Raw genomic sequence first — 25,726 nt, 5'->3', positions numbered from 1 at the left:
TGCCGGCATGAGGCCGTTAGTTCAGCGCGATCAGCGCATCCAGCGCCTTGTCGGCATCCGCGCAGGCCTGATCGACGGTCTTCTGCTTCAGGATGAGATCCTGTACCGCCTGCCCGATGAACTCGCGCGATTGCGGATTGGCGACGATGGGATAGCCGACCTCGGAGGAGCCCTTCGTTGCGAGCACGTCGAGCGCGGCCTGCCATTCCTTCCGCACCGGCTCCTCGTCGATCCACTTGCGGTATTCAGGATCTTTGGCGACCGACGGACGCGGCGGGGCAATGCCCTGAAGCGCCATCTTCTTCTGCACCTCGGGGCTGGTCGCCCATTGCACGAAGTACCAGGCCGCATCCGGCTGCTTGCTGTGCGAGGACACTGCCATGCCCCAGCCGATCGTGGTCGGCACCTGGCCGGCATCGCCGGCCGGGAACGGCAGCAGGCCGGTGTCCTTCAGGCGCGCGCCGCCTTCCATCACCGTGCGCAACTCATTCGACGACTCAAACGCCATCGCGGCGCGGCCGCCGCGGTAGAGCGCCGAAATCTGCTGGAAACTGTAGTTGACGACGCCAGGCGGTCCGAAATCGCGCAGCAACCGGCTATAGGTGTCGAGCGCTTCCTTGCCCTTGGCCGAACAGAGGTTCGACTTGCCGTTTGCGATATAGCTGCCGCCGACATTGTGCAGCATGTTGCTGAAGGTATAGGCAATCGCGGGCTTGAGGCCGCGCGAGACGAACGGCGTCACGGTGCTGTCGCAGCTCTTGATCTTCTCGGCAGCGGCCTCGACGTCCTTGATCGTCTTCGGCGCCTCGAGGCCGCACTTTTTGAAGATGTCGGTGCGGTAATAGAAGATCGGGCCTTCGATGTTCATGGGCATGCTGGTCAGCTTGCCGCCGAAGGTCGCGGCCTTCAGCAGGGCCTGGCTCAATCCGTTGGGGTCGTATTCCCTAGCCACCTCGTTCTTGGCCATCGCGGTGAGATCGCCGTACCAGCCGGCGGCGGCGAACTGCTCGCCCTCGCGCGAGGGCAGCGTCATGAACACGTCCACCTCGTCGCTGTTCGCATTCATGACGGTCACCAGACGCTGGCGCATCTGCTGTTCCTGATAGCCGTCGACCTTGAGGGTCATGCCGGTCAGCTTCTCGAAATCGGCCTTGTAAGTCAGCAGCGCCTGCGACACCGGATTGTTGTTGGCGAGAAAGGTGACGGTCTTGCCCTTGAACTTCATCCAGTCGAAATCGGCGGCGTGCGCCTGCGCGATCGCCGCAGCAATCGCGAGAACGGGCAACGCGACGTGGGTCGCGAGCATCCTGGCCTTCATCGAACTCTCCTCCCGGCTGGCCGCCTTAAGCTGGCGGACCATTTTGAACACGTTTGAGCAGCACTTGAAAACGGTTACAAAATAGACCTCGCATCCGCCGTGTCAAGCGATGGACAAGCCGCACAATCTGCGGCAGATTTGCGACATTGCCGCTACCATGCGGCTCACTATGTCCGATGTAACGTTACATTCATGAGACTGACCAACGCCAAGTCTGTGAAGCAGGGCATCCGCGCCGTGGCGGCCCGCGCCGGCGTCTCGACGGCATCGGTCTCGCGCGCCCTCAACAACCCCGACGCGGTGAGCCCTTCCTTGCGGGCGCGTATCGAGCAGGCCATCGACGCGCTCGGCTACATCCCGCATGCGCCGGCGCGCATCCTGTCGTCACGACGCTCGCGCACGCTTGGCGCAATCGTACCGACGATCGACAACACGATGTTCGCACGCGGCATCGCCTCGCTGCAGCAATATTTGTCGTCGGTCGGATACATGCTGTTTCTCACCACGAGCGGCTACGATCTCGACGTCGAATTGCAGCAGGCGCGCAATCTGATCAGCCGCGGCGTCGACGGCCTCGTGCTGCGCGGCGATTGCCATCACGACGGATTGCGCAAGCTGCTGGCGGACAATGCCGTACCCTTCATCAATGTCGGCATCTACCAGCCCGACCGGCCCTATCCTTGCGTCGGCACCGACAACGAAGCCGCCGCCCATCGCGCCGCCGCGCATGTCATCGAGCTCGGCCACCGCCGCATCGGGATCGTCTCGGCGCTCCAGCGCAACAACGACCGCGCCAGCGCGCGCGTCGCCGGCTTTCGCCGCGCGCTGTCGGAGAACGGGCTCGAATTGCCTTCGCAATGGCATGTCGAGGTGCCCTATACGCTGGACGACGCGCGCGAGGCGGCGCGCTATCTCCTGGGCCTCGAGGACCGTCCGACAGCCGTGGTGTGCGGCAACGACGTTATCGCCTATGGCGTGCTGCTCGAAGCCGAGCGCAGCGGCTTTTCGGTGCCGCGCGACCTGTCGGTGGTCGGCTTCGACGACCTCGACTGGAGCCGGCATTTGCGGCCGAGCCTGACCACGATCCACGTACCGACCGGAGAAACCTGGCAGCGCGCCGGTGAATATCTGGTGCGCAGCCTCGCCGGCGAGCAAACCATCATGCATCGCGAGATCGACTTCTCGCTGGTCGTCCGCGAGTCGACGGCAGCGCCTCCGAAATCCCTGAAGTGAGACACTCCCGATGAATCCGAACTTTTCCCTCGCCCCCGGCTTCCATGCCGTTGTGATCGGCGGCGCCGGCGACATTGGTGCCGCCATCAGCAATCAATTCTGCGATCTGGGTGCGACGGTGACTGCAACCGGCGCGAACGAGGCGGACCTCTCGCGCACGCTGCTCAAACCGCGCGCGGGCCTCACGCTCGCGACGCTCGACGTCACCGATGATGCGGCCGTCACGTCCTTCGCCCGGAATCACAAGCGCGTCGACGCGCTGATCAACTGCGCCGGCATTCTCGCGCGCGACAAGGAATTCGAGATCGAGACCTTCATGAAGGTGCTCGACGTCAATCTCACCGGCACGTTCCGGACCTGCATGGCCTTCCATCCCCTGCTCGCGGAGCAGACGGGATCGATCGTCAACATCGCTTCGATGAACGCGACGTTGGCGCTGCCGCGGATTCCCGCCTATTGCGCCAGCAAGGGCGGCGTCGTGATGCTGACCAAGGCGCTGGCTTTGAAGTGGGCCGAAGAAGGCATCCGCGTCAACGCGGTCGCGCCCGGCTATGTCGAAACCGCGATCAACGCCGCCGGCCGCGGCGACCTTGCGCATTATCAGCGCGTCGCCGATCGCACCGCCTTCAAGCGCTGGGGACAGCCGGAGGACATTGCCGGCGCCGTTGCCTTCCTCTGCATGCCGGCTTCGCAATATGCGACCGGCACCGTCATTGCGGTGGATGGCGGCTTTCTGGCGGGGTAGCGCGCGGGTCTATACGCCCAGCGCCTTGCGGTTGAACGTCCGCAGGAAGCGCAGCGACAACGTCCGCACATTCGCGACGTTGAGCAGCCAGGCCGCAGCGGCGTAAGCAACCCCACCCGCGGAGCTGACGACCATCAACGCCACGATACCGGTACCGCCGGCCTGCATCCGCGCAATGAGGATAGCGCCCGCCATCGCCGCAGCCGAAGCCGCAACGCCGGCGAGGCGGTTGACGTCGAACGGCACGGGATGGGCCCGGTGCATCAGGGCGACGGCGACGACGAAGCCGAGCGCTTCGGTGGCGAGGGTGGCGAGCGCTGCGCCGTAAAGGCCGTAGCCGGCCACCAGCGCGAACATCAGTGCCACGCTTAGAACGAGCGTGAGGAAGGACTGCGCCGCCAGCATGAACGGCCGCTCGGCGAGCTGGAAGCTGATCTGCACATAGAATTGATTGGCGATGCCGAAGAAGCGCGCGAGCACCAGCGTCGGCAGCAGCGCCGACACGCCGGCGCGGAAATCGACGCCGACGAGCGTGCCCGCGACCTGGTCGGCCGCGAGCGCGAGCCAGACGGCAACGGGCGCGACGACGACGAGCAGCAGCTCGAGGCTCTCGCTCAGGCGCTCCCGCGTCGTCTCGTTGTTCTTCTCCGACAACGACCGGAACACCAGCGGCACGGTTGCCGCGGCGACGCTGGAGGCGATCATGACCATGAACTGGCGCGGCAGATCGGCGGCGACGCCGAAAATGCCGGCGGCGTCCTTGCCGAGCAGATAAGCGACGATGAGCCGGTCGCAGGCCGAATAGACCGCAACGGACAATCCGGCCAGCGTCAGCGGCAGGCCGTAGCGCGCCAGCTGCATGAACTGGCTTCGCTCGAAGCGGGCGATCTTCGTGCGGTCGCCGACGAGATTGAGGATGCTGCCGGTGAGCGAGCCCAGGCCGAACGCGGCGAGCAATCCCAAGCCACCCCAGCCGAGCCAGATGCCGAGCAGGCCAAAGCCGACGCTCGACACGCTGCGGACGATCGAGATCGCCGCGAACCTGTAGGGGCGCAATTTGGCGCGCTCGAATTCCTGGCCGACATCGACGGCATTGGCCATGATCGCCACGAACATGCTGGCGAGCAGCAGCTCGGCACTGAGGTCGCTACGGAACAGAATGACCAGCGGCGTGGTGGCGCAGAGGACCGCGGCCGTCAGCCCGAAGGCGACCATCGCCGTGCCGCGAAAATCCACCTCCGCCGACATCGCCTGATAGCGGGACACCGACAGCTTGATCCAGGCGAAGAAGATCGCGCCCAATATGCCGGCAAGGCTGATGCCGACGACATAGACGCCGTACTCGGCCGGCGTCAGCAGCCGCGTGTAGGCCGTGACCGCAAAGAAACCCACCGCTGCGGGCAGGATGTAGGCGACGAGATAAATCGAGAAATGGCGGTTCAGCATGCGAGCACAGGACCGGCAACGGTGTTGCGATGGTGACGGCCGTTAATCAATGACCTTGGCGGGGCGAACGAACTGCGCCGCAGCATCTCTCAAGAGTGTCACATAAGTCTGCAGATCGGGCAGCGAATGAGGCTGGAAGGCCGCTTTCGCGGGTTAGCGTTAAATTTGCCCTTTCCCTGGAGTGGTTCCGGCGACCACGACACGAAACCCTGATCCAGACTGGAACAGCGATGCAGCGCCACGCGCGTTGCGCACCGGACATCCGCAAAGGTTAACCCAACGACAGGAAACCCCGGCGTCGCAAGGCGCCGCTTGGTACGATGGCGCGCATTGGTTCCAAAAGGAACGTCCCACCGTGACCAGGCTCGACAGACGCGAATTTCTCCTCGGCGGCGCCGCAGCACTCGCGGCGGGGGCAACGGCGTCTGCCGCGCCGGCATCAAAACTCGCGCAACGCCGTCCGGGCTTTGGCGCTGCGGCGACGCTCTGGGACCTGCAAGCCGATCCCAGGCTCGGCGAAGCCATCAGCACCTATTGCACCCAGGTGGTGCCGGTGCTCGAGCTGAAATGGCCGATGCTGCGGCCGAACGCGCACACGTTCAACTTCGAGCGCGCCGACGCGATCCTGGATTTCGCCAGGGAGAACGATCTGACGATGCGCGGCCACGCGCTCGCCTGGTATCACGACATTCCGGACTGGGCCAAGCAGATCAAGGATTCCAAAGGCTCGAGCGCGCCTATGTCGACCACATCGGCACCGTCGTGTCCTATTACAAGGAAAAAGCTGACGTCGTGGGACGTCGTCAACGAGCCGATCCCGGACAATCCGAAGAAGATCACCGACCGGCGCGACACGTTCTGGACGCAGCATCTGGGCAACCGCTGGATTCCGCTGGCCTTCCGCACGGCGGCCGCGGCCGATCCCTTCGTCAAGCTCGCGATCAACGAATACGACATCGAGTCGGCGAAGGACTCGTTCATTGCCAAGCGCGCGGCGTACCGCAACCTGATCATGGACCTGCTCGACCAGGGCGTGCCGCTGCACGCCGTAGGCCTGCAATCGCATCTGCATGCCGAGCTCGAGATCGACACGCATGGGCTCGCCGAATTCGTCACCGAGTTGCGCTCCTGGGGCCTCGAGGTGCTCGTCACCGAGCTCGATGTCGACGACCAGAAGCTGACGGGCAATCCGGCAGAGCGCGACGCCATCGTCGCCAAGCGCGTCGACGATCTCCTGACAGCGATCTCGACCAGCGGCCCGGTGCGCTCGATCCTGACCTGGGGCTCTCGGATCGCTATAGCTGGATCAACGGCACCTTCGCCCGCGCGGACAAGCAGCCGAACCGCCCCTTGCCGCTCGACGGCGAGTTCAAGCCGAAGCCGTTCATGGACGTGATCAGCAAGTTCACGAGAGACGCCTGAGACGCGGCCTTAGCGCGTCTTCGCCGGCACTTCGAATTCGGCCGCATCACCCATATCTTCAGGAGACAGGCTCGGGCTGCGTCGATCCCGCGAGCTAAGGCGGAACACGTCGCGGTGTCGTCGACCGAGGTCGACGAATAGGACTGGATGCAGAGCGCGACCTGTTCGGGCGAGGCCGCGCGCATCATCGCTTCGATGGCGGGACGGTCGAGGGGCGTGTCGTCCCAATGCGAGACCGCAATGCTGTCTTCGGTGACCCGATGGGTGGCCAGATGCGCGGGCGACTTCGCGACGAAGTGTCCGTACATCAGATACTCCGAGAACTTCTTCTTCCGGCACAGCGCCAGAACCCAGTTCAAGCCCGTCGCCGCCTTGATGGCGTCGGTCATCGCGCGCGCGGTGTCCTTGTCCCAGACCAGCGCGTTGCCGACATAGTCATCGGCGGGGAACGAGCGTTCCTTGATACCGAGAAGCTGATCGACGGTGCGCAGCCACAGCCCATGCAGCGGATGGTCCGCGCCGATGTCCTTCGGGGTAACGAACAGCGGCGTCTTCTCGGCGCCGGCATATTGGCCAACGTCGAATTCGCGGAAGAACAGATTGTCCGAATCCAGGATGCAGACACGTTGCTCCGGCGCGTTGAGGACGCCGGCGATCTTGAGGATCTGCTGGATGTGCCAGCCATGCACCGGCGACGACAGCAGCGACAGCCAGACCCGGCGCTTGCTGAGGAACTGAAGCGCCGGCGGCAGCGCCCACAGCCATTTCGGCAGATAATTCGAGGCCGGAACGATGACGCGCTTGTCGGACGCGAACCGCTCGAACAGCGGTACGTCCTCATCGTTAACGAGAACATAATGCCGCGTGTATCCCGAGAGCCAGGTGTCGATGCTCTCGCTGAGCAGCGAAAAGCGTTCGATATCCTTGGCGTAGCTGGCGGTCAGCAGGGCAACGGAATGCATGGAGCGCGCTCGAATGGCCATCGGGCCGCACTCATAGCCGCACCGCGAGATGCTGGAAACTCACAAACGGAATCAAGGTAAAACGAAACCAAGCATTAGCCATCCGACGGCAGCCCCTGCTCGATGGCGCGAAAACGCAGTGGCGCCAGCGCGGCGGCGCGCTGCCACCAGTCGGCGACGCGGTCGTCGAGTGCGGTCACACCGCGACCCTGGCCGGGGAAGATCCGGATCTGCTGCACCGCCTCGGCCTCGAACCCCCTGCCCTTGCGCGTGATCTTGAGGGCGGCGCCCTCGCGGTCGCGCTGCGTCAGCGGCGCCAGGAGACGGCCGCGCGGACGGAGCGACTGAAGCCAGAGCGGATGCGGGTGCGGGAAGCCGGCATGAACGATGATCACGTCGGCGGGCTCGCCGATCTCCTCGCATCCATCGCCATGCACGACCTCGACATTGCGATAGGGGCGAAGGTAATTCGCGGCACGCGCCGCAAGCCGCTCGTCGCATTCGATTGCATGCACCCTGCCCTTGGGCCCCACGATCTTCGACAACACCGCGGAAAAATAGCCAAGACCGCAGCCGATCTGGACCACGCGGTCCTTCTCCCCGACGTCGAGCAGATCGATGAAGTGCGCCCACAGGCTCGGCAGCCCGGTGTCGAGCTTGCGGCGCGCATCGATCGCGACCAGCACATTGTCGTAGAGATGAACGGGATCGGCATCCAGCGTCAGCCGGTAGCTGCGCGCCGCCTCGCTCTTGATGCGCCAGGGTCCCTTCGCCAGAAAATCCTCGCGCGGGATGGCGGCGAGCGCTTCGAGCAGGCGTGGCGAGGCGATCCGCTCTCGCTTCGCAATCAACTCGACGTAGCGCGCACGCGCGGCGGCAAGATCGCTCATTTCATCGCATCGGCCTGTTCAAGGACGGGCACGTCTCCGCCGAGCTCGCTGAGGAGCTGCATCGCCTGCTTCAGGTCCGGAGTATAAAAGCCCTCGCTGAACTTGCCGACGATCGGCAAAAGCAGAAGACTTGCGTGCTCGCGCTTGCCGGCTTGGTGCGACAGGCGCGCAAGGCTGACGGCGGTCCGAAGCTCCCATGATAGCGCGCCCTGCTTGCGCGCGGTCTCTAGCGACAGGGCGAACAGGTCCTCGGCCTCCTGCACCGATGCCGGATCACCGTCCGACATTGTGATCTCGCCCTGCAGGCGATAGACCTCGGCGAGATAGGAGTGATCGCCGGTCCGTCTCGCGGTCGCGAGCGCGCCGTCCAGCGCGCGCAAGGCGGCATCGCGCATCCCGACCTTGGCATAGGCTTCCGCAAGCAGGCAGCGGAACCAGCAGCCGGCGAGCCAGGAATCCATCGCCTCGTATTCGTCGAGGCCGAGGCGCATCTGGCTGAGACCTTCGTCGGCCTCGCCGAGCTGGGCCAGCGCCCAGCCGCGCAGGATCGCCGCCTGCTGCTTCCAGTGCAGGAAATTGTGCTCGGTGGCGATGATCATGGCGCGGTTGGCGTGGTCGCGCGTACCCTCGACGTCGCGCAAATGCTGGCACAGATAGGCGCCGAACACGAGCGCGAAGGCGAGCGTGAAGGGATGGCGGATCTTCTCGGCATTCGCGATCGCCTGCTCGCTGTGCTGGCGCGCCGCGTCGGGCCGGCCGAGGAACCATAGGAGATAGCCGAGATAGGACAGCGAAACGACGCCGGGATCGGTACCGTGCCGCTCCATCAGATCGGAGTGCAGATCGGGACTGTAGAGGTTGATGCAGCGGTGCAGATGGTGCTGGGAGGCGGCAAAACGGCCGCGATAGAGCATCGTCATCGCGATCGAGCGGTGCGCCTCGATCAGATAGCCGGTCTGCTGCGCCGGCTGCGTGCGCTCGTTCAGCCGTTCGCGCTTGGCGAACTTCAACAGCTCGACGCTCAGATCGTGCGCGCGGCTGAGATCGGCACGGATGAAATGGCAGACCCAGAGCCCGCGCGTGGCGGCGAAGGCCTTCTCGTCGTCGTCGAGCTGCTGACCGAGCTCGAGCGCGCGGATGTAGTTCTCCTCGACCTCCTGCACGGCGTAGCCTTTGGCGGCAATCAATGCGTTGCCGAGCGCGATGCGCAGCTCCAGCTCCATCTCGTCGGCGCCCTGCATGCGCGCATTGGCCTGCACGACGCTCAAGCCCCGGCGCAAATGCCCGATCGCCTCCAGATTGGCGCCGCTCTTGGCCGCCTGCTTGCCGGCCTTGAGCCAGAAGCTGGCGGCGCCCTCGCTCTGGCCGGATTCGGTGAGGTGATGGGCGAGCAGCTCCGGTTCGCGCTCGGTCTTCTCCGGATACATCTCGGCGAGCACCTGCGCGATCCGCGAATGCAGCTTGCGCCGCTCACTGTGCAGCAGGCTGTCGTGCGCGGCGTTCTGGATCATCACGTGCTTGAAGGAGTAGAGCGCGCCGGGCGGACGGCCGCGGCGCATGATCAACCCGGCCTCCTCCAGATGATTGAGCGCGGCCTCGATCTGCTCCGCCGGCGTGTTGGCGACCGCGTGCAGCGTCGCGTAGGAGAACTCGCGACCGATGGTGGCGCCGATCTGCGCGATGCGCTTGAACGGCCCCATCCGGTCCAGCCGCGCCATCAGCGAGTCGGTGAGGGTCGCCGGGATCGCGAGCTGCCGCCATGGGCCCGACAGCACGTAGCGCCCGTGCCGCTCGGTCAGGAGGTTGGATTCGAGAACGGTCTTGGTCAGCTCTTCCAGGAACAGCGGCACGCCGTCGGTCTTGACGATGATCTCCTCGACCACCTCCTTGGGAAGCTCGCGGCCCGCGACGCGCTCGACCAGCGTCGTGCGCAGCTGCCGGCTCAGGCGGTTCAGCACCAGCGTGGTGATGTGCGAATGCGCGTTCCAGCTCGGCTGGAATTCGGAGCGCGCGGTGATGATGACAAGGACCGGCTGGTTCTGCACCCGGGCGACGAGGAGGTCGATCACCTCGCGGGAGGTCGGGTCGATCCAGTGCAGATCCTCAAGCGCGATCACCAGCGGCATGTCGCGCGCAAGGCCGAGGAAATGATTGACCAGCGCCGCGACGGTCGCGTCCTTCTGCTGCTGCGGCGACAGGTCGAGCGGCGGATAGCGGTCTCCGGTCGGGATCGACAGCAGCGCGGCAAACAGCGGCGTGACCTGTTCGATGTCGCCATGGGCGGCCGCGATCGCGGTCTCCAGACCCGCCAGCGACGTCGCGGATGGATCCTCGCGGTCGAGGCCGAGCGAGAATTTGAGCTGCTCGGAGAACGGATAGAACGCCGTGGAGGTGTAATAGGGCGAGCACTGGAACGAGACGTGTCCATGGCGGTCGCCCGCGATCCGGTCGAAGATCTCCTGGATGATGCGCGACTTGCCGATGCCGGGCTCGCCGAACTTGACCACGACCTGGCCGTCGCCGTCCTTGACCTGCTGCCAGCGCCCCATCAGCAGCGCGATCTCCTCCTCGCGGTTGACGAGCGGCGTCAACCGCCCGCCCATGGCAGCGGCGAAGCGGGTCTCCGCCCGCGAGGCGCGCACCACGTGCCAGGCCTGCGTCTTCTCCGAGATGCCTTTCAGCGCATGGACGCCGAGATTGCGGTAGTCGAACTTGCCCTTCAGCAGCGACTGTGTCGAGGACGAGATCACGACGCCGTTGGGTGGCGCCAGACCTTGCAGGCGCGCGGCGAGATTGACGGTTTCTCCGACCGCGGAATCGCGCTCCTCGGTGCCTTGGCCAACGAGGTCGCCGACCACGACGAGACCGGTTGCGATCCCGATGCGGACGGCGGGGGCGTGGCTCAGCGCACCGCGCGGCTCGATCGCGCGCGCAGTCGACAGCACCCGCACGATCTCGAGCCCGGCGCGCACCGATCGCTCGGCATCGTCCTCATGCGCGGTCGGATAGCCGAAATAGACAAGAATACCGTCGCCGACGAAGCGCGCGGCAAACCCCTCGTAATGTTTCACCACCCGGACGCAGGTCTCGCGAAAGCTCGCGATCATGTCGCGCACGTCTTCCGGATCGAACTGCACCGACAGCGAGGTGGAATCCACCATGTCGCAGAACATGGTGGTGAGCTGACGCCGTTCGGCACCGACTTCCGCCCGGACTTGCGGGCGCGCCGCCGCATCGGGCTTCTCTGCGGTCTCAGCCTGGAATAGCGCCGACATCGCGCGCTGAAGCCGCTTGCGATCGCCGAGCGGCAATCCGAGCTCGACCAGGTCGGATTCCGTCAGGTCCCCCATCACATCGAGATCGAGGCGGTGCTGCGCGAAGAGATCGGTGTAATGTCCAAGACCGACGCCTTCGAGCCAGCGCTTCAACCCGCCTTCCGTCCCCGTAACAGGTTCATTCTCCAGCATGGTGATTCTGCCCGACCTTCACTCCGTCGAAGGGCTTTAGGCCCCTCAATCACAGATTTTGGGGCCCGAACTTCACCTCAGACTGGACGCGTTCCCTAAGTCTTGGGAAGAATAGCTCAATCAGATCAAAAGGGAATGGCATTGTCCCACATTGCATCCGTAGCGGGAGAGGATTCGGACAGCGCAGGCGCCGAAACCAGGACCTTTGCCGATATCGGCGGCCTTCTCGACTTTTATGCGCGCAAGACGCCGTCGGCACCGGCTCTCTTCGCGCCGGGCCGGCCGGCCCTCACCTACGGCAAGCTGGGTGAGTTGATCCAGCAACTGGTCCGCACCCTGCGGGGGCTCGGCATTGCCCCTGCCGACCGGATCGCCGTTGCGCTGCCGCGCGGCGCCGACAGCGCGCTGGCGCTGATCGCGGTCGCCTCGGCCGGCGCCTGTGTCCCGGTCAATCCCGATCTGACGGCCGACGAGTTGCAACGCTATTTCAGCGAATTGAAGCTGACCGCGCTCGTCACCCGGGCCGAGATGAATTCACCAAGTCGTGACGTTGCCAAGGCGCTCGATATCGCGGTGATCGATTACGTGCCGGGGCCGAACGACAATCTCGGCGGCTGCGCGTTCATCGGCCCGGCAGTCGGGCCGGCCAGCACGAGCGGCGCCTCGCGCGGCGACGATGACGCCTTCATCCTGTTGACGTCAGGCACGGCGGCGCGGCCGAAAATGGTGCCGCTGACGCAGCGCAATGTGTGCCTGTCCGCATACAATGCCGGCCGCGTGCTGTCGCTCGCAGCCCACGACCGCCTGCTCAACGCTCTGCCGCTGTTTCACGCCCATGGTCTGATCTCCGGCCTGCTGACGGCGCTGGCCGCGGGCTCCAGCGTGATCTGCACCAACGGTTTCGACGCATTGTCCTTCTTCGGCTGGATGCAGGAGCTGCGACCGACCTGGTACACGGCGGTGCCGACCATCCATCGCGCGCTGCTGACGGCGGCCGAGGCCGACCCGGACCGCGCCCGCTCGTCGTCGCTGCGCGTGATCCGCTCGGCCTCATCCTCGCTCGCGCCTGCGATCCTGAACGGGCTGGAGGCGATGTTCGGCGTTCCCGTGCTCGAGACCTACGGCATGACGGAAGCGGCCTCGCAGATCTCCGCCAATCCATTCGAGCTGCGCAAGGTCGGATCGGTCGGCCGCGCTGCGGGCCCCGAGATCGCGATCATGGACGGGGCGGGCCGCACGCTTGCGAGCGGCGAGCATGGTGAGATCATGCTGCGCGGGCCGAACATGAGCCGCGGCTATTATAATGACGAGGCGGCGACACGGGCCGCCTTCCGCAACGGCTGGTTCCGGACCGGCGACCTCGGTTATCTCGACGCCGACGGCTATCTCTTCATCGTCGGCCGCATCAAGGACGTCATCAACCGCGGCGGGCAGAAGATCTCGCCCCTGGAGGTCGAAGAGGTCCTGCTGAGCCATCCGGCGGTGCTGGAGGCCGGCGTGTTCGCCGTCCCGCACCAGAAGCTCGGCGAAAACGTCGCCGCCGTCGTGGTGCTGCGCCCGAATTCCGAAGCAACTCCGGACCAGCTTCGGCAGTTCGCGCGCAAACGTCTTGCGGCCTACAAGGTGCCGAGCCTGATCCGCGGCGTGGCCGCACTGCCGAAAGGCGCGAGCGGGAAGGTCAAGCGCAACGCGCTGGCCGATCTGATCGCAACCGCGGAGCATGGCGTCGAAGCGCAATTGCCGCGCAACGCGCTGGAGACCCAGCTCGCGGGGATCTGGGCCGGTCTGTTGGAGCTGCCGCAGGTCGGCATCGACCAGGATGTCTTTGCGCTCGGCGCGGACTCGCTCGCGGCGACGCAGATGCGCTCGCGCTTGCGCGAACGCTTCAATGTCGACTTCTCCTTCGAGGACATCTTCGATTGCGCCACGGTCTCAGCGCTTGCGGCCCGGATCGAGACCGCCACAACCCATCGCGAGACGATGGTGCCCGCATGGCGCCAGGCGGCGGCAGCCGACGCGCCGCTGTCGTTCCAGCAGCAGCGGATGTATGTGCTCTCGCGGCTCGATCCGACCCGCTACAATTACAACGTCGTCGAGGTCGCCGTTCTCAAGGGCCTGGTCGACGTCGCCGCGCTTTCTGCGAGCCTCGCCTCGATCTGCGCGCGCCACGAGGCGCTGCGCTCGGTCTTCATCGAACGCGAGGGCGAGCCGGCGCAGCGGGTGCTGCAATCACCTCCGCGGTTCGAGCGGATCAAGCTCAAGCCCTGCGCGGCGGACAAGCAGGGCGCAATCATCCGGCGCGAGGCGCTCGAGCTCGCGCAATATCCCTTCGACCTGGCGCACGAGCCGCCGCTCAAGGTTACCCTGCTGTCGTTCGACAAATCCAGCCACGCGCTGGTGGTCAACGTCCATCATCTCGTCACCGACGGCTGGTCGCAACGGCTGTTCTGGGAGGAGCTTGCCGCCCATTATTCCGCTGCACGCAAGGCAAGCGCGGTGACGTTGCCCTCGCCCGCCTTCCAGTATCGTGACTTTGCGCTATGGCAGCAGAGCTGGGCTCAGGCGCCGGCGGCGAAGGAGCAGCTCGATTACTGGCGGACCCAGCTCGACGGTGTCACCACACTGCCGCTGCGGACCGACCGGCCACGCCCGGAGGTCTGGAGCGGTCACGGCGCCCGTCACTATCTCGAATTCTCCAAGGCACTGTCGGCCGATCTGCGCGCGCTCAGCCAGGACCAGGGCGTCACGCCTTTCATGACGCTGCTCGCGGCTTTCCAGTGCCTGTTGTTCCGCCACACCGGACACGAGGATGTCGCGACGGGATCGCTGATCGCCAACCGCAACCAGATCGAGAGCGAGCGATTGATCGGGCTGTTCGCCAACACCCTGATCCTGCGCAACGATTTCGGCGGCGATCCCGGCTTTGGCGAGATGTTGCGGCGGGTGCGGCAGGTCACGCTGGATGCCTACCGCAACCAGGACCTCCCGATCGAGGAAGTGCTGCGCGCGCTGCAGATCGCGCGCCGGAGCGACGGCAACCCGCTGTTCCGGATCATGTTCATTCTCCAGAACGCCTCGATCGAGGCGGCGCGTTTCCCCGGCCTGTCGACGCGGCGGCTGGAGGTCGACCCGAAAGTCGCGCGCTTCGACATCACGCTCGAACTGGTCGAGGCCGACGGCCGCTTCACGGGCTTCTTCGAATACGCCACCGATCTGTTCGACGCGGCGACCATCGAAGGCATGGCCGCTCAGTTCAAGACCCTGCTCAAGGCCGTGATCGCCAATCCGGAGCAGCGCATCTCGCGCCTGCCGCTCCTGACGGAGGCCGAACGCCGGCAGTTGCTGGCGAAAGGCCAGGGCGTGGTGGCCAATTTCACCGCGCGCGGCAATCTTTGCGAACGCCTCGAGCGCCAGGCGAAGAAGACACCGAACGCGATCGCCGTCTCCGACGGCCGCACCTCCCTGACTTATCGCGAGCTCGCCCGCCGCAGCCAGGCAGCGGCGCGCTGGCTCGCGCGCGAAGGTGTCGGCGCCGAGAGCGTTGTCGCCTTGCTTGCGGATCGCGGGCCCGACCTCCTCGCCGCGATGATCGCCGCGCAGCGCGTGGGCGCAGCCTTCCTCAATCTCGATCCCGACCAGCCGCCGGCGCGGCTTGCGACCATCCTCGGATCGAGCTGCGCCCGCATGCTGCTGACAGGGCGCGCCCAGTCGGCCATGGTCGAGGCGCTGCTCGAACCGCTGGTCGAGCGCATTCATGTCGCCGAGCTCGAGGACGCGATCGCACCCGGATCGACCAGGCCTGCCCGCGCCGCGCGGCGCGCAGCCGTGAGCCTCGCCTATCTCATCTACACATCCGGCTCCTCCGGCGCGCCAAAGGGCGTCATGATCGAGCAGCGCGGGCTGTCGAACCATCTGGCGTCGCTCATTTCCGAGCTCGGCATTACGGCCAGCGACGTGATCGCCCAGACTGCGCCGCAGAGCTTTGTCATCTCGGTCTGGCAGTTCCTTGCCGGTCCCATGGTCGGCGCGCGCGTCCATGTCTGCGCCAACGCAATCGTGCAGGACCCGATCCTGCTCGCGCGGGAGATCGAGCGCGAAGGCATCAGCGTGCTCGAGATCGTCCCGTCGCTGCTGCGGGTGATCCTCGACCGCATGGACGACGCACAGGTCCAGCGCGCCTTTGAGGGATTGCGGCTCCTGATCTCGACCGGCGAGCCGCTGCCGGTCGATCTCTGCCGCGCCTGGTTCGCCCGCTGCCCGAAGGTGCCGCTGATCAACGCCTATGGCGCGTCGGAATGTTCCGACGACGTCTCGCTGCATCGCCTGACCAAAGCGCCGGCGGCGGCGACGAGCAACGTCCCGGTCGGCGCGCCGCTGCCCAACACCCAGCTCCATGTGCTCGATCAAAACCTCCAGCCGCTGCCGGTCGGCGTGACCGGCGAGCTCTGCATCGGCGGCGCCGGTGTCGGCCGCGGCTACATCAACGATCCCGCGCAGAGCCGGCAGCGCTTCCTCCCCAATCCGTTCTCGCGCCAGGAAGGCGCGCGGCTGTACCGGACCGGCGACCTCGCACGCCGTCGCGCCGACGGCACCATCGAATGCCTCGGCCGCGCCGACCATCAGGTCAAGGTCCGGGGCTACCGTATCGAGCTCAAGGAGATCGAGAACGCGCTTGCCGACCATCCTGCGGTGCGCGCCGGCATCGTCGAGCCGCGCCGCGAGGCGAGCGGCGATGTCAGGCTGATCGCCCATATCGTCGCAAGGGCCGGCAGCCAGAGCAGCGCCAGCGAGCTGCGCGACTTCCTGAAGAGCCGGTTGCCGGGCCATGCCATCCCGTCCGCATTCCTGTTCCTGGACCAGATGCCGCTCAATGCCCATGGCAAGATCGACCGGTCGGCGCTGCTGGCGCCCGCGCAGCAGGACGTCTCCGGACCGGACGCCGCCGTGCCGGCGCGGCACTTCACCGAAAAGGTGCTCTCGGACATCTGGGTCGACCTGCTGAAGGTCGAGAGCCTCGGCGTGACCGATAATTTCTTCGATCTCGGCGGCCATTCGCTGCTGGCGGGCCAGGCGATGGCGCGCGTCGCCCGTGCGCTCGGCGTGTCGCTGCCGATCAAGACCATCTTCGAGGCTCCGACGATCGAAGAACTCGCCCGGCGGGTTGACGAGGCAGTGGCAGCAAAGCCGCGCAAGGCGGCAACAGGCATGCTGCGGCCTGCTGAAGGCGGGATCCCAACGCTCTCGATCGCACAGGACCAGATGATGCGGATCGAGCAGAACCTGCCGGGCCTGCCGTTGTTCAACCTGCCCTTTGCCTTCCGCCTCCAGGGCCCGCTCGATCCGACTACCCTCGCGCAGGCGTTCGGCGACATCGTGCGCCGCCACGAATCGCTGCGGACCGGATTCGGCCGGAGCGGCGAAGAGCCCGTCAGTCGCATCGCCACACCCGGCGAGCTCGGACCGGCCCTCACGATCGAGGTCATCGGCGACGGACGTCCCCACGACAACAAGCGGCGCAAAGCCCTCGAACTCAGGAAGATCGATCTCCTGATCGAGCAGGAGACCTACGCCCCGTTCGACACCGCGCGGCCGCCGTTGTTGCGGGCGCGGCTGTTGCGGCTCCATGCCGACGATCATGTGCTGCTGCTGACGCTGCACCATGCCATTGCCGACGGCTGGTCGATCGGCGTGCTGTTCGAGGAGCTGTCCAACCGCTATACGGCGCTGACCGGACGTCCGTCCGTGCCGCTGCCGAAATTGCCGCTCGCCTTTTCGGACGTCGCCCGCTGGCAGCGCTGGTGGTGCGGCACCGACGCCGCACGCCGCCAGGCCGCCGACTGGACGGAGAATCTGCGCGGCGCGACCCCCGTCTTCGACGGTGACGCAAGCCCCGGCGCGTCCGCCGGGCATCACCCCGTCAGCCTCGAGCGCGAGCTGATCGGCCGGCTCACGGCGTTCGCCGGCCGGCATAACAGCACGCTGTTCATGTGCCTTCTCACCGGCCTGAAAGCCCTGCTGCTGGCGCAGAGCGGCCGCAACGACATTTCGGTCGCCACCGCCATGGCCAATCGCGCCCAGCCGGATACCGACCGGGTCGTCGGTCCGTTCGAGAACACGGTGATCGTCCGTACCCGAATCACGCCGGAGCTGTCGTTCGCGCAAGCCCTGGCCCGGGTGCGCCAGAGCGTGCTCGACGCGCATGCGCGCCAGGAGCTGCCGTTCAACATTCTGGCCGACCATCTGGAGCAGGAGGGGATAGATCCGGCCTCGCTGCTCCAGGTCTATTTCACCCTGCAAAATCCGCTGCGCCAGCCGCTCGATCTGGCTGACGTCACGATCGAATCGATCGGCAACGTCGCGCGCGAAGGCCAGCCGGTGCTGCCGATCGACCAGACCTGGCTGTCGCTGATGCTCAAGGAACGCCCCACCGGAATCACCGGCTCATGCAATTACAAGGGCGAGCTGCTCGATGGCCGCAGGGTCGGTGAGTGGATGGCGCATCTCGTCGCGCTGCTGGATGCGGCCGTCGCCCACCCCAACACGCCGCTCGGCCGATTACTCGCTCGCAGGGCGGCATGACCGGCTGTACGGGACGGGAGAACACAAGTTCACTCGCCAAAGCTGTGCATGACCAAGTTGCATCTTGATTATTTGGCGCCAGCGCGCAAGATTATTCCCTCGATTTGATTTGGACGATTATTTTCAACCGGGGGAGTATGTTATGGGTTTCATCAAATTTACCAAAGGTACCTCGTTGAGCGACAAGGACCGCAAGGCCCTGCAAAAGCTGCTGGGCGCCGAGAAGAAGAAGCTCCAGTCCGCGCTCAAGGATGTCGACGCCAGCCTTTCGATGCTGGGCGGAGCGAAGAAAGCCAAGAAGAAGAAGTAAGGATCGTCGGCCGGGACGCCGCACGAATCCTCAGGCTTCCCTTTCCGGATATGGGCCGCTCGCTCATCGAGTTGGGGTCTCGCACAAGCTTGCGCCTGTAAACCGGCCTGCAAATCGACAAGAAATTGCCCGGGTGGACCGTTAGAAGCGGTCCGCTCAGTTGATTCTTGCTCAGTTGATTCTTCCGTCAGGGCCGGAGACTTGGCCTCCGCCTGACGCCATGGGCCTTATTGATGGCAGACGACAGAATTGAACTGTTTGTCGGACTGATCGAGACCATTGACGCTCCGGGCGCAGTCGATGCGTGCCGACGCCTGCTTTCGGTCGACGAACGGATCCGCGCCGACCGCTTCATGTTCGAGCGGCATCGGCGGCAATATATCTTCGCGCACGCGATGCTGCGCCTGGCGCTGTCGCAGGCCGCACCGAACGTCGCACCCACCGATTGGTCCTTCGGGGCCGGTCGCTACGGGCGGCCGTTTGTTGCGGCGCCCGCGACCTCGACCGCGCTGCATTTCAGCCTGTCCCATGCCGATGGCTGCGTTGCCTGCGTCGTGTCCGGCCACGAGACCGTCGGCGTCGACGTCGAAACCGTGTCGCGGCGTGTCGCGCCACTGTCCACCGCGCTTCGCTTCTTTGCGCCGGAGGAGGTCGAAACGTTGCGCGGACTGCCGGAGCCCGCCGCGATCGAGCGCTTTTTCGACTATTGGACGCTCAAGGAGGCCTATCTGAAGGCAAGGGGCTTTGGGCTCAATCTGCCGCTCGACGCTTTCGCGATGCAGGTGTCCCGCGAGGCCATCGAGATCAGCTTCAAGCCCGATATCGCCGATGATCCGCATGCATGGCGCTTCTCGCTGTGCTCGCCGTCGCCCTCGCATCGCCTCGCGATCGCCGACGGCTCCCGCGCGCACGGCGGCCTTCCCATCACCCGCAATTCCTGGCCGTTCCAGGAAGCGGCTGAATGACGCCCCCGCGGCTGCGCGTCTTTCCCGCGATCTCGCGCAACCGCGATCCCAAGAAATATGTCGGCGAGCTGATGCGGGTGGCACAGTTCGCCGACCGCAACGGCTTCGAAGGCATCCTGCTGTTCGAAGGCAACGACGTGTTCGTCGAGCCCTGGGCGATGGCCCAGCACATCATGGGTGAGACCACGCGAAGCTCGCCGCTGATCGCGGTCAATCCGGTCTACATGCACCCGTTCGCCGCGGCAAAGTTCGTCTCGTCCTTTGCGCAGCTCCACGGCCGCAAGGTCTATCTCAACATGATCACGGGGACCGCGGTCAGCGACCTGCAGGGGCTGGGCGACGAGCAGTCGCATGCGGACCGCTACGTCCGGCTCGGCGAATTCGTCGCGCTGATGCGCCAATTGCTGGAAAGCCCCCGCCCGGTGAATGTCGAGGGCCGGTTCTACCGCGCAAGCAATCTGCAACTTCGCCCGCGCCTGCCGGCGGAGCTGATGCCGGAATTCCTGGTCGCGGGCCAGTCGGAGGCGGCGCAGCGCGTGGCGAAGGAGACCGGCTGCATCAAGATGCAGATGCTGCCGCCCGATCTCGATCGCGGCCTCGATGCACCCGGAATGAACTTTGGCATCTTCGCCCGCGAGGGACGCGACGAGGCACGGCAAGCCGCGAAGGCACGCTTCCGCGACAATCCCGATGATCGCGAGCTGCTCGCGCTCACCGTGGAGAACAGCGATTCCGTGTGGAAGCGGCGGCTCTATGACGGCCAGAGCGGCGAGCTCGCCGACAATGGCTACTGGCTGCTGCCGTACCTCACCTTCCAGGCCGACTGCCCCTATCTCGTCGGCAGCTACACCGAGGTCGGTGCAAAGCTGAAGGATTTTGCGGCGAAGGGCCTGACCACGATCATGCTCGACATGGTCGCCGACGAGGCCGAGATGCAGCACGTCCGCAAGGCGCTCGCGGCGAGCGGGATGTTCTAGGACGTCACGCCGAGCGGACTGAGCCGTGCCAACGGCTCAGAACCTTCCGGCCGTCGCAAAAGCTGCATGACATGCCGCTTCAGGCGTACGAACTCGGGTTCGGTCACGAGATCGTGGCTGCGTGGCCGCGCGAAAGGCAGCACGACATCCTCGATCACCCGGCCGGGTCTTGCGCTCATCACGACGATACGATCCGCGAGGAACAATGCCTCGTCGATGTCGTGGGTGACGAAGACGGTTGTGGTCGGGATCTTGCTCCAGATGTCGAGCAGGACCTCCTGCATCATGCCGCGCGTCTGCGCGTCGAGCGCGCTGAAGGGCTCGTCCATCAGCAGCACCCGCGGCTAGTTGATCAGGACCCTCGCAATTTCCACGCGCTGCTGCATACCGCCCGACAATTGCGCCGAATAGAACGCCTCGAAGCCGGAGAGGCCGACCAGCTTCAGGATCGCGTCGGCGGCACGGTCGCGCTCCCTCCTCCCGAGACCCCGCATCTTCGGGCCGAAGGCGACATTGTCACGCACCCGCTTCCAGGGAAACAGCGTGTGCTGCTGAAACACCATACCCCGGTCCGGGCTCGGGCTCTGGACCTGCTGGCCGTCGACCGTGAGACGGCCAGCCGTGATCGGCAAATGCCCGGCCAGCGCGCCGAGCAGCGTGGATTTGCCACAGCCGGAGGGACCGAGGACGCAGACGAGCTCGCCCGGCGCAATCGCGACATCGAGACCGCTGACCGCTTCGAATGCATCGCCGCCCGATCCGAGTGAAATCGAGACATCGGCGAAGTCGATCCGACCGACGCTCTTCGTGCCGATATCCGCGACCCGGATGTTCATCGCGCCACCCTCGGGCTACGCCAGGGCATCAGAAGCCGCCCGGCCGTCGTCAGCAGCCAGCTCGAACCCATGCCGAGCAGGCCGATGATCAGCATGCCGACGATGATGTCGGCGTAGTTCTGGAGCGTGTAGGCTTCCCAAGTGTAATAGCCGATACCGAACTGGCCCGAGATCATCTCCGCGGTGACGAGGCAGAACCATGAGGTGCCCATGCCGATCGCAAGCCCCGTGACGATGCTGGGCGCGGCATCCGGCAGCACGACTTCCCTCAGGATCGCCAACTCCCCCGCGCCGAGGCTGCGGGCGGAAGCAACCAGCCGGCGGTCGACATTGGCGGCACCGTGGACGGTGTTCAGCACGATCGGAAACAAGGCACCGATGAAGGTGATGTAGATCATCGAGAGTTCGGACGACGGAAAGATCAGGATCGACAGCGGTATCCACGCCACCGCCGGTATCGGGCGCAGCAATTCCAGGGGCGGCAGCAAAAGGTCGCTCGCGGCGCGTGACCGGCCGATGGCAAAACCAAGGATCACGCCGATCACCACCGCCGCACCGTAGCCCGCGAACACGCGCCAGAGGCTACTGGTGATATGTGCCGTCAATTTCGGCGAACGAAACAGGGCGAGCGCAGATTGAACGACCTCGACCGGCGGCGGCACGTTGCGGAAGGTCACGATCCCCAGATTGAGATGCGTTGTCGAAGCGACCTGCCACAGGGCAATGCAGGCCATGATCGAAAGGCCGCGGACCATCCAGCGGATGCCCGCAGGCCGCGCCTTGATAGCGGTGGCCATCGCCTCACCGGCTCGCGACGAGGGACTCGCGCGCGGCCGCGAAGTCGAGCACCGCGCCCCCGTTTGTCTTCGACCAGCCCTCGGCCGCCTGCTTGAGCAGGAACGCGCTCAGCTCGCCCTTGGACGACCGCACGAACCAGGCCTGGTTTGCGAACAGCTTGATGCCGCTTTCACGATCCTGCGCATAGACGACGCGGATGGTCTTGCCGTCCTTCTCGAGGCCGGCGAGCGCCTTCAGCGCGTTCTCGGGCGAGGCATAGTGACGTACATGAGCCTCGTCTTTGACCCAGATCTGTGCGACGCGGCTGAAGTCGCTGATCTCGGCGCCCGTTGCGGCGTCCTTGGCGCGAAGCGGAAGCTGCGCATAGTTCTTCAGTTCGGAGTCGTAATCGCGGCCCGCCTGCGCCGCCGCGATACGGATGAACTTGTCGGTGACGAACTGGTTGATGTCGAGATCGCTGTCCGCGCGCTTGAGCAGCTTCAGCGTCTTGATCGAGGTTGCGACCGCCTGGCGGTACTCCGGCTTCCAGGTCACATCGCGGGTCTGGAGACCGAGCGGTCCGTGAAAGAGGTAGTCGACCTCCGCCTCGATGCCGGTCACCTTCGCGATCAGCTCGCTGTACTTCTCCGGCTCTTCCGCGATCAGGCGATCCGCTTCCAGCGCTGCGCGCAGATAGGCGACGACGATCTCGGGATATTTCTCGGCATAATCGGCATCGACCAGCCCGCCGTGGAATGTCGGGGCATTGGCCTGCGCGCCGTCAAAGATCTTGCGCGCGAAGCCGCGCCACGGGAACAGTTCGGCGAACGGAACGAAGTCGGCATGCGCCTCGATCTTGCCAGCCTGCAAGGCCGGCCCCGCAACCTCCGGCGCCTGCGTGATGATGTTGACATCGGTCTCGGGATTCCAGCCCTTCGCCTCGATCGCGCGGAGCAGCATGCCGTGCGAGGTCGAGGCGAAGGGAACCGAGATGGTCTTGCCTTTGAGCTCATCGAGCGATTGCACCGGTGAGTTCGACGGCACCACGATGCCGTTGCCACTGCCCTTGGTGCTGCCGGAAAGCACGCTGATGAAGAGGCTGCGGCGGCCAGCCTTCTGGAACGCCACGCCGTTCAGCGAGCCCGGAAAGTCAGCCATCGCGCCGAAATCGAGCTTGCCTGCGACCATCTCGTTGGTGAGCGGCGCGCCGCTCGTAAAATTCTTCCACTGGATGTCGTAGGTGACATCCTTGTACTTGCCGTCATGGGGCAGAAATTTCTCAAGCAGCTTGAGCTCGCGAATGAGCAGTCCGCCGGTCGCGCAATTGATCGTCGTGTCCTGCGTCCCAACTGCCACACGGATCGTCTCCGCCTGGGCCGGCGCGAACATCGCAACAGTGATGGCCACAATGGCCACACTGATTCTCAAAGAGCCGAATTCGATCATCGAACTGTCCTCGGGAAGGCCGGGCGCGTGCCGGCGACAACGCTGGCCGGCACTATCGAAGGCGCGGCGCAACGCTTGAAGCAATTACTTGCATCGCTGTCGCAGGACGTTCGCGTCACGATTCCGTCGCGCAACGACGCAAAGGATTTTCTCAGGACGGAGCCATGGACAGAGGAATCGTTTCGCGGCCGGTCGCCGCACACATCAAGCTTTGCTATGTGATTTGGAACGATCGCAAAGAGATGGACATCGCACCACCGCCGCACTTACCTATTCGCAAGCCCCTGGAGAGCTGACGGATTGCGATGACCATACTCAAGGAAGCTGCCGCGACCGAGCCTGCCGCTTTTGGCGACCGGCCTCATGCAGGCGTTCCGTTCGACTGGACCGACCACAAGAAGACGCGGCGGGTCCGCAGCACACGTGCAAGGCCCGCAAGCTCGGCTCTGTTCATGAGCGAGACCATCGACGGGCTGAATGCCGGCGCGCATTTCCTCGACCGCTTGTCCGCGTCGGAGCAGGCGCGCGTGCACGCGGCCGGCCGCATCATCTCGGTGCCGCAGGGCGAAATGGTATTCAGCCAAGGCGATGGCCACGACGGCATCTTCATCATCCGCCGCGGACAGGTGCGGGTCTATTACACCGCGCCGTCGGGCCGCGAGATCACGCTCGCCTATTGGACGCCGGGACATTTCATCGGAGGCCCCGAGATATCCGGCGGTGGCATTCACATGTGGTCGGGCATCGCCATCGAGGCCTGCGAGATCGCCGCACTCTCCGGCCCCGCGCTCGAGAAGCTGTTGACCGGCATGCCGAGCTTCGCGCTGGCGCTGATCGACGGCCTCATCGCCAAGGGCAAATGCTACTCCTCGATGGCACAGATCCTCGGCACGCGCTCGGTGATCGAGCGGCTGGCGCAATTCCTGCTCACGCTGTCGGAATTGCATGGCACGGCCGACGGCGACACCATCGTCATCAACCGTAAGATCACCCATGACCAGATCGCAGCCATGGTGGGCTCGACCCGGCAATGGGTGACGATGATGCTGAAGCGTTTCCAGAACCGCCGCATCATCGCCATCGACGGCAGCACCATCCAGATCAGGCGGATCGACCTGCTGGAGCAGATTTTGTTCAGGGATTAGGCGCGGCGGGTTGTCTCCGCGCGCACGGTGACAGTCGAACTCGCGGAGAGTCCCCCTCACCCGGAATTTGCTTACGCAAATTCCGACCTCTCCCCGCAAGCGGGGAGAGGTAAACTTCACCGCGCCTCTTCAAACCCGGCCAGCACCGAGGTCAGGTTCGCGCCCAGAATATCCGAGAGATAGCCGCCCTCCTGCACGAACACGGTCGGCAGGCCCAGCTTCGCGATCGCCTGGCCGATGCGGCGGAAGCCCGGCGTGGTGACGGCGAGGCCCTTCAGTGGATCGTGCTCCGAGGCGTCGAGGCCGAGTGCGATGACAAGGGCGCCAGGTGCAAAGGATTCGATCGCCTTGCGCGCGACGTCCATCGCCTGGATATAGCCGTCGTCGCCGGTGCCGATGGCCAGGGGGATGTTGAGATTGGCGCCGAGGCCGGGTCCTTCGCCGCGCTCATGCGCGTAGCCCCACACATAGGGATAGTACGCGATGGGGTCGGCGTGGATCGACACCGTGTAGACGTCAGGGCGTGCGTAGAAGATTCCTTGCGTGCCGTTGCCGTGATGGACGTCGACGTCCAGGATCACGACGCGTTCATGCTTGAGCCGCAGATGTGCGGCCGCGATCGCGCTGTTGTTGAGGAAACAGAAACCGCCGGCCATGTCGCGGTAGGCGTGATGACCGGGCGGGCGGCAGAGTGCATAGGTCGCATCCTCGCCGTCCATCACCATCTGCGCTGCCGTGACCGCAACGTCGGTGGCGGCGCAGGCCGCGGCCCAGGTGCCGGGACCGATCGGCGCTGCGGTGTCGGCGGTGTGCCAGCCAAGCTTGCCGACGATGTGGGTCGGATAGGTCGCCGCATGGCGCACGGGATGGATGTTGCCGATCATCTCCGGGCCGGAATCGCCGAGCGCGGTCCAGGCGTCCCAGGCTTCGCTGAGGAACGACAGATATTCCGGGCTGTGAATCCGCGCACGCGGCCCCTGTCCGAATGTCGTCGGTTCGACCAGCTGATGCTTGCCGTCCTTCAACCCCTTGAGCAGGCGATCGGCGCGCTCTGGCTGTTCCGTAGTGCGCTTGACGACACCGCGAACCAGGAAGAATTGCGGATCGTGGCTGCGATGCAGTTCGGTATGGACGGCTTTCACTCAAACACTCCGTGGTCGCGTTGACGGTGCCCACAGATGTCTAAATGCCTGCGGCGGCCAGATGCA

16 protein-coding genes and 2 pseudogenes are annotated in these 25,726 nt (G+C 65.3%); 9 read left to right on the top strand and 9 right to left on the bottom strand.

Annotated features, from left to right (window positions below):
* Positions 1-16: 16 nt before the first annotated feature.
* Entirely contained in the window at positions 17-1,318 is a 1,302-nt protein-coding gene (locus J4G43_RS11710; protein ID WP_208084886.1) for an ABC transporter substrate-binding protein, read from the bottom strand.
* A 192-nt stretch (positions 1,319-1,510) separates the two neighbouring features.
* On the opposite strand from J4G43_RS11710, the gene J4G43_RS11705 reads away from it, so the two are divergent.
* Together J4G43_RS11705 and J4G43_RS11700 are read left to right on the top strand one after the other, a co-directional pair.
* Positions 1,511-2,551: a LacI family DNA-binding transcriptional regulator gene (locus tag J4G43_RS11705; protein WP_208084885.1), complete on the top strand. Its 1,041-nt coding sequence runs from the start codon at positions 1,511-1,513 to the stop codon at positions 2,549-2,551.
* A gap of 10 nt (positions 2,552-2,561) precedes the next feature.
* Entirely contained in the window at positions 2,562-3,296 is a 735-nt protein-coding gene (locus J4G43_RS11700; RefSeq protein WP_208084884.1) for an SDR family NAD(P)-dependent oxidoreductase, read from the top strand.
* A gap of 9 nt (positions 3,297-3,305) precedes the next feature.
* Here the strand turns inward: J4G43_RS11700 and J4G43_RS11695 are convergent, their stop codons facing one another.
* Positions 3,306-4,742 (bottom strand): lipopolysaccharide biosynthesis protein, encoded by a 1,437-nt coding sequence (locus tag J4G43_RS11695; RefSeq protein WP_208084883.1) that lies wholly within the window; start codon positions 4,740-4,742, stop codon positions 3,306-3,308.
* A 355-nt stretch (positions 4,743-5,097) separates the two neighbouring features.
* On the opposite strand from J4G43_RS11695, the gene J4G43_RS11690 reads away from it, so the two are divergent.
* Positions 5,098-6,138: an endo-1,4-beta-xylanase gene (locus J4G43_RS11690; protein ID WP_208084882.1), complete on the top strand. Its 1,041-nt coding sequence runs from the start codon at positions 5,098-5,100 to the stop codon at positions 6,136-6,138.
* A 35-nt stretch (positions 6,139-6,173) separates the two neighbouring features.
* Here J4G43_RS11690 and J4G43_RS11685 read toward each other — a convergent pair.
* The 3 genes and pseudogenes from J4G43_RS11685 to J4G43_RS11675 form a co-directional block, all read right to left on the bottom strand.
* A pseudogene (locus J4G43_RS11685) lies at positions 6,174-7,126 on the bottom strand (DUF6492 family protein).
* A 95-nt stretch (positions 7,127-7,221) separates the two neighbouring features.
* Positions 7,222-8,016 (bottom strand): protein-L-isoaspartate O-methyltransferase family protein, encoded by a 795-nt coding sequence (locus J4G43_RS11680; RefSeq protein ID WP_208084881.1) that lies wholly within the window; start codon positions 8,014-8,016, stop codon positions 7,222-7,224.
* Entirely contained in the window at positions 8,013-11,483 is a 3,471-nt protein-coding gene (locus J4G43_RS11675; protein ID WP_208084880.1) for an ATP-binding protein, read from the bottom strand. The genes J4G43_RS11680 and J4G43_RS11675 overlap by 4 nt, the downstream gene beginning before the upstream one ends.
* Before the next feature lie 135 nt (positions 11,484-11,618).
* Here J4G43_RS11675 and J4G43_RS11670 point away from each other — a divergent pair, with 135 nt between their 5' ends.
* The 4 genes from J4G43_RS11670 (at position 11,619) to J4G43_RS11655 (ending at position 20,314) form a co-directional block, all read left to right on the top strand.
* Positions 11,619-18,062 carry a non-ribosomal peptide synthetase gene (locus J4G43_RS11670; RefSeq protein ID WP_208084879.1) on the top strand — a complete coding sequence of 2,148 codons (6,444 nt, stop codon included), beginning with the start codon at positions 11,619-11,621 and terminating at the stop codon, positions 18,060-18,062.
* Between the two features lie 142 nt (positions 18,063-18,204).
* Positions 18,205-18,372 (top strand): hypothetical protein, encoded by a 168-nt coding sequence (locus tag J4G43_RS11665; protein WP_208084878.1) that lies wholly within the window; start codon positions 18,205-18,207, stop codon positions 18,370-18,372.
* A gap of 233 nt (positions 18,373-18,605) precedes the next feature.
* The gene (locus J4G43_RS11660; RefSeq protein WP_014497649.1) at positions 18,606-19,337 is read left to right on the top strand and encodes a 4'-phosphopantetheinyl transferase family protein; all 732 of its coding nucleotides are present in this window, start codon (positions 18,606-18,608) and stop codon (positions 19,335-19,337) included.
* Entirely contained in the window at positions 19,334-20,314 is a 981-nt protein-coding gene (locus J4G43_RS11655) for an LLM class flavin-dependent oxidoreductase (protein ID WP_208084877.1), read from the top strand. The genes J4G43_RS11660 and J4G43_RS11655 overlap by 4 nt, the downstream gene beginning before the upstream one ends.
* On the opposite strand, the pseudogene J4G43_RS11650 reads toward J4G43_RS11655, so the two are convergent.
* From J4G43_RS11650 to J4G43_RS11640, 3 genes and pseudogenes are all read right to left on the bottom strand, one after another.
* Positions 20,311-21,150 (bottom strand): annotated as a pseudogene (locus J4G43_RS11650) (ABC transporter ATP-binding protein). The gene J4G43_RS11655 and the pseudogene J4G43_RS11650 overlap by 4 nt on opposite strands.
* Entirely contained in the window at positions 21,147-21,947 is an 801-nt protein-coding gene (locus J4G43_RS11645; protein ID WP_208084876.1) for an ABC transporter permease, read from the bottom strand. The pseudogene J4G43_RS11650 and the gene J4G43_RS11645 overlap by 4 nt, the downstream one beginning before the upstream one ends.
* 4 nt (positions 21,948-21,951) lie before the next feature.
* A complete protein-coding gene (locus J4G43_RS11640) occupies positions 21,952-23,316 on the bottom strand; it encodes an ABC transporter substrate-binding protein (protein ID WP_225005680.1) in 1,365 nt (454 codons plus the stop codon).
* Positions 23,317-23,400: 84 nt separating this feature from the next.
* Between J4G43_RS11640 and J4G43_RS11635 the strand changes: the two genes are divergently transcribed.
* Positions 23,401-23,595, top strand: coding sequence for a hypothetical protein (locus tag J4G43_RS11635; protein ID WP_208084874.1), 195 nt, complete (start codon positions 23,401-23,403; stop codon positions 23,593-23,595).
* Positions 23,596-23,678: 83 nt separating this feature from the next.
* Positions 23,679-24,518: a Crp/Fnr family transcriptional regulator gene (locus tag J4G43_RS11630; protein ID WP_225004800.1), complete on the top strand. Its 840-nt coding sequence runs from the start codon at positions 23,679-23,681 to the stop codon at positions 24,516-24,518.
* 116 nt (positions 24,519-24,634) lie between these two features.
* Here J4G43_RS11630 and J4G43_RS11625 read toward each other — a convergent pair whose 3' ends face one another.
* Complete coding sequence (locus J4G43_RS11625; RefSeq protein ID WP_063985375.1) at positions 24,635-25,660, bottom strand: histone deacetylase family protein; 1,026 nt, start codon at positions 25,658-25,660, stop codon at positions 24,635-24,637.
* Positions 25,661-25,726 lie beyond the last annotated feature (66 nt).

Origin of the sequence: Bradyrhizobium barranii subsp. barranii (genome assembly GCF_017565645.3) — a bacterium.
GTDB lineage: Bacteria > Pseudomonadota > Alphaproteobacteria > Rhizobiales > Xanthobacteraceae > Bradyrhizobium > Bradyrhizobium barranii.
The sequence above is the reverse complement of the archived record's forward strand: the minus strand, read 5'-3'. Positions and strand labels throughout refer to the sequence as shown.

Excerpts from the sequence above, each read along its gene's own strand:
- J4G43_RS11710 (WP_208084886.1), bottom strand. The coding sequence starts at position 1,318 with ATGAAGGCCAGGATGCTCGCGACCCACGTCGCGTTGCCCGTTCTCGCG.
- J4G43_RS11705 (WP_208084885.1), top strand. The coding sequence starts at position 1,511 with ATGAGACTGACCAACGCCAAGTCTGTGAAGCAGGGCATCCGCGCCGTG.
- J4G43_RS11700 (WP_208084884.1), top strand. The coding sequence starts at position 2,562 with ATGAATCCGAACTTTTCCCTCGCCCCCGGCTTCCATGCCGTTGTGATC.
- J4G43_RS11695 (WP_208084883.1), bottom strand. The coding sequence starts at position 4,742 with ATGCTGAACCGCCATTTCTCGATTTATCTCGTCGCCTACATCCTGCCC.
- J4G43_RS11680 (WP_208084881.1), bottom strand. The coding sequence starts at position 8,016 with ATGAGCGATCTTGCCGCCGCGCGTGCGCGCTACGTCGAGTTGATTGCG.
- J4G43_RS11675 (WP_208084880.1), bottom strand. The coding sequence starts at position 11,483 with ATGCTGGAGAATGAACCTGTTACGGGGACGGAAGGCGGGTTGAAGCGC.
- J4G43_RS11670 (WP_208084879.1), top strand. The coding sequence starts at position 11,619 with ATGGCATTGTCCCACATTGCATCCGTAGCGGGAGAGGATTCGGACAGC.
- J4G43_RS11665 (WP_208084878.1), top strand. The coding sequence starts at position 18,205 with ATGGGTTTCATCAAATTTACCAAAGGTACCTCGTTGAGCGACAAGGAC.
- J4G43_RS11660 (WP_014497649.1), top strand. The coding sequence starts at position 18,606 with ATGGCAGACGACAGAATTGAACTGTTTGTCGGACTGATCGAGACCATT.
- J4G43_RS11655 (WP_208084877.1), top strand. The coding sequence starts at position 19,334 with ATGACGCCCCCGCGGCTGCGCGTCTTTCCCGCGATCTCGCGCAACCGC.
- J4G43_RS11645 (WP_208084876.1), bottom strand. The coding sequence starts at position 21,947 with ATGGCCACCGCTATCAAGGCGCGGCCTGCGGGCATCCGCTGGATGGTC.
- J4G43_RS11640 (WP_225005680.1), bottom strand. The coding sequence starts at position 23,316 with ATGTTCGCGCCGGCCCAGGCGGAGACGATCCGTGTGGCAGTTGGGACG.
- J4G43_RS11630 (WP_225004800.1), top strand. The coding sequence starts at position 23,679 with ATGACCATACTCAAGGAAGCTGCCGCGACCGAGCCTGCCGCTTTTGGC.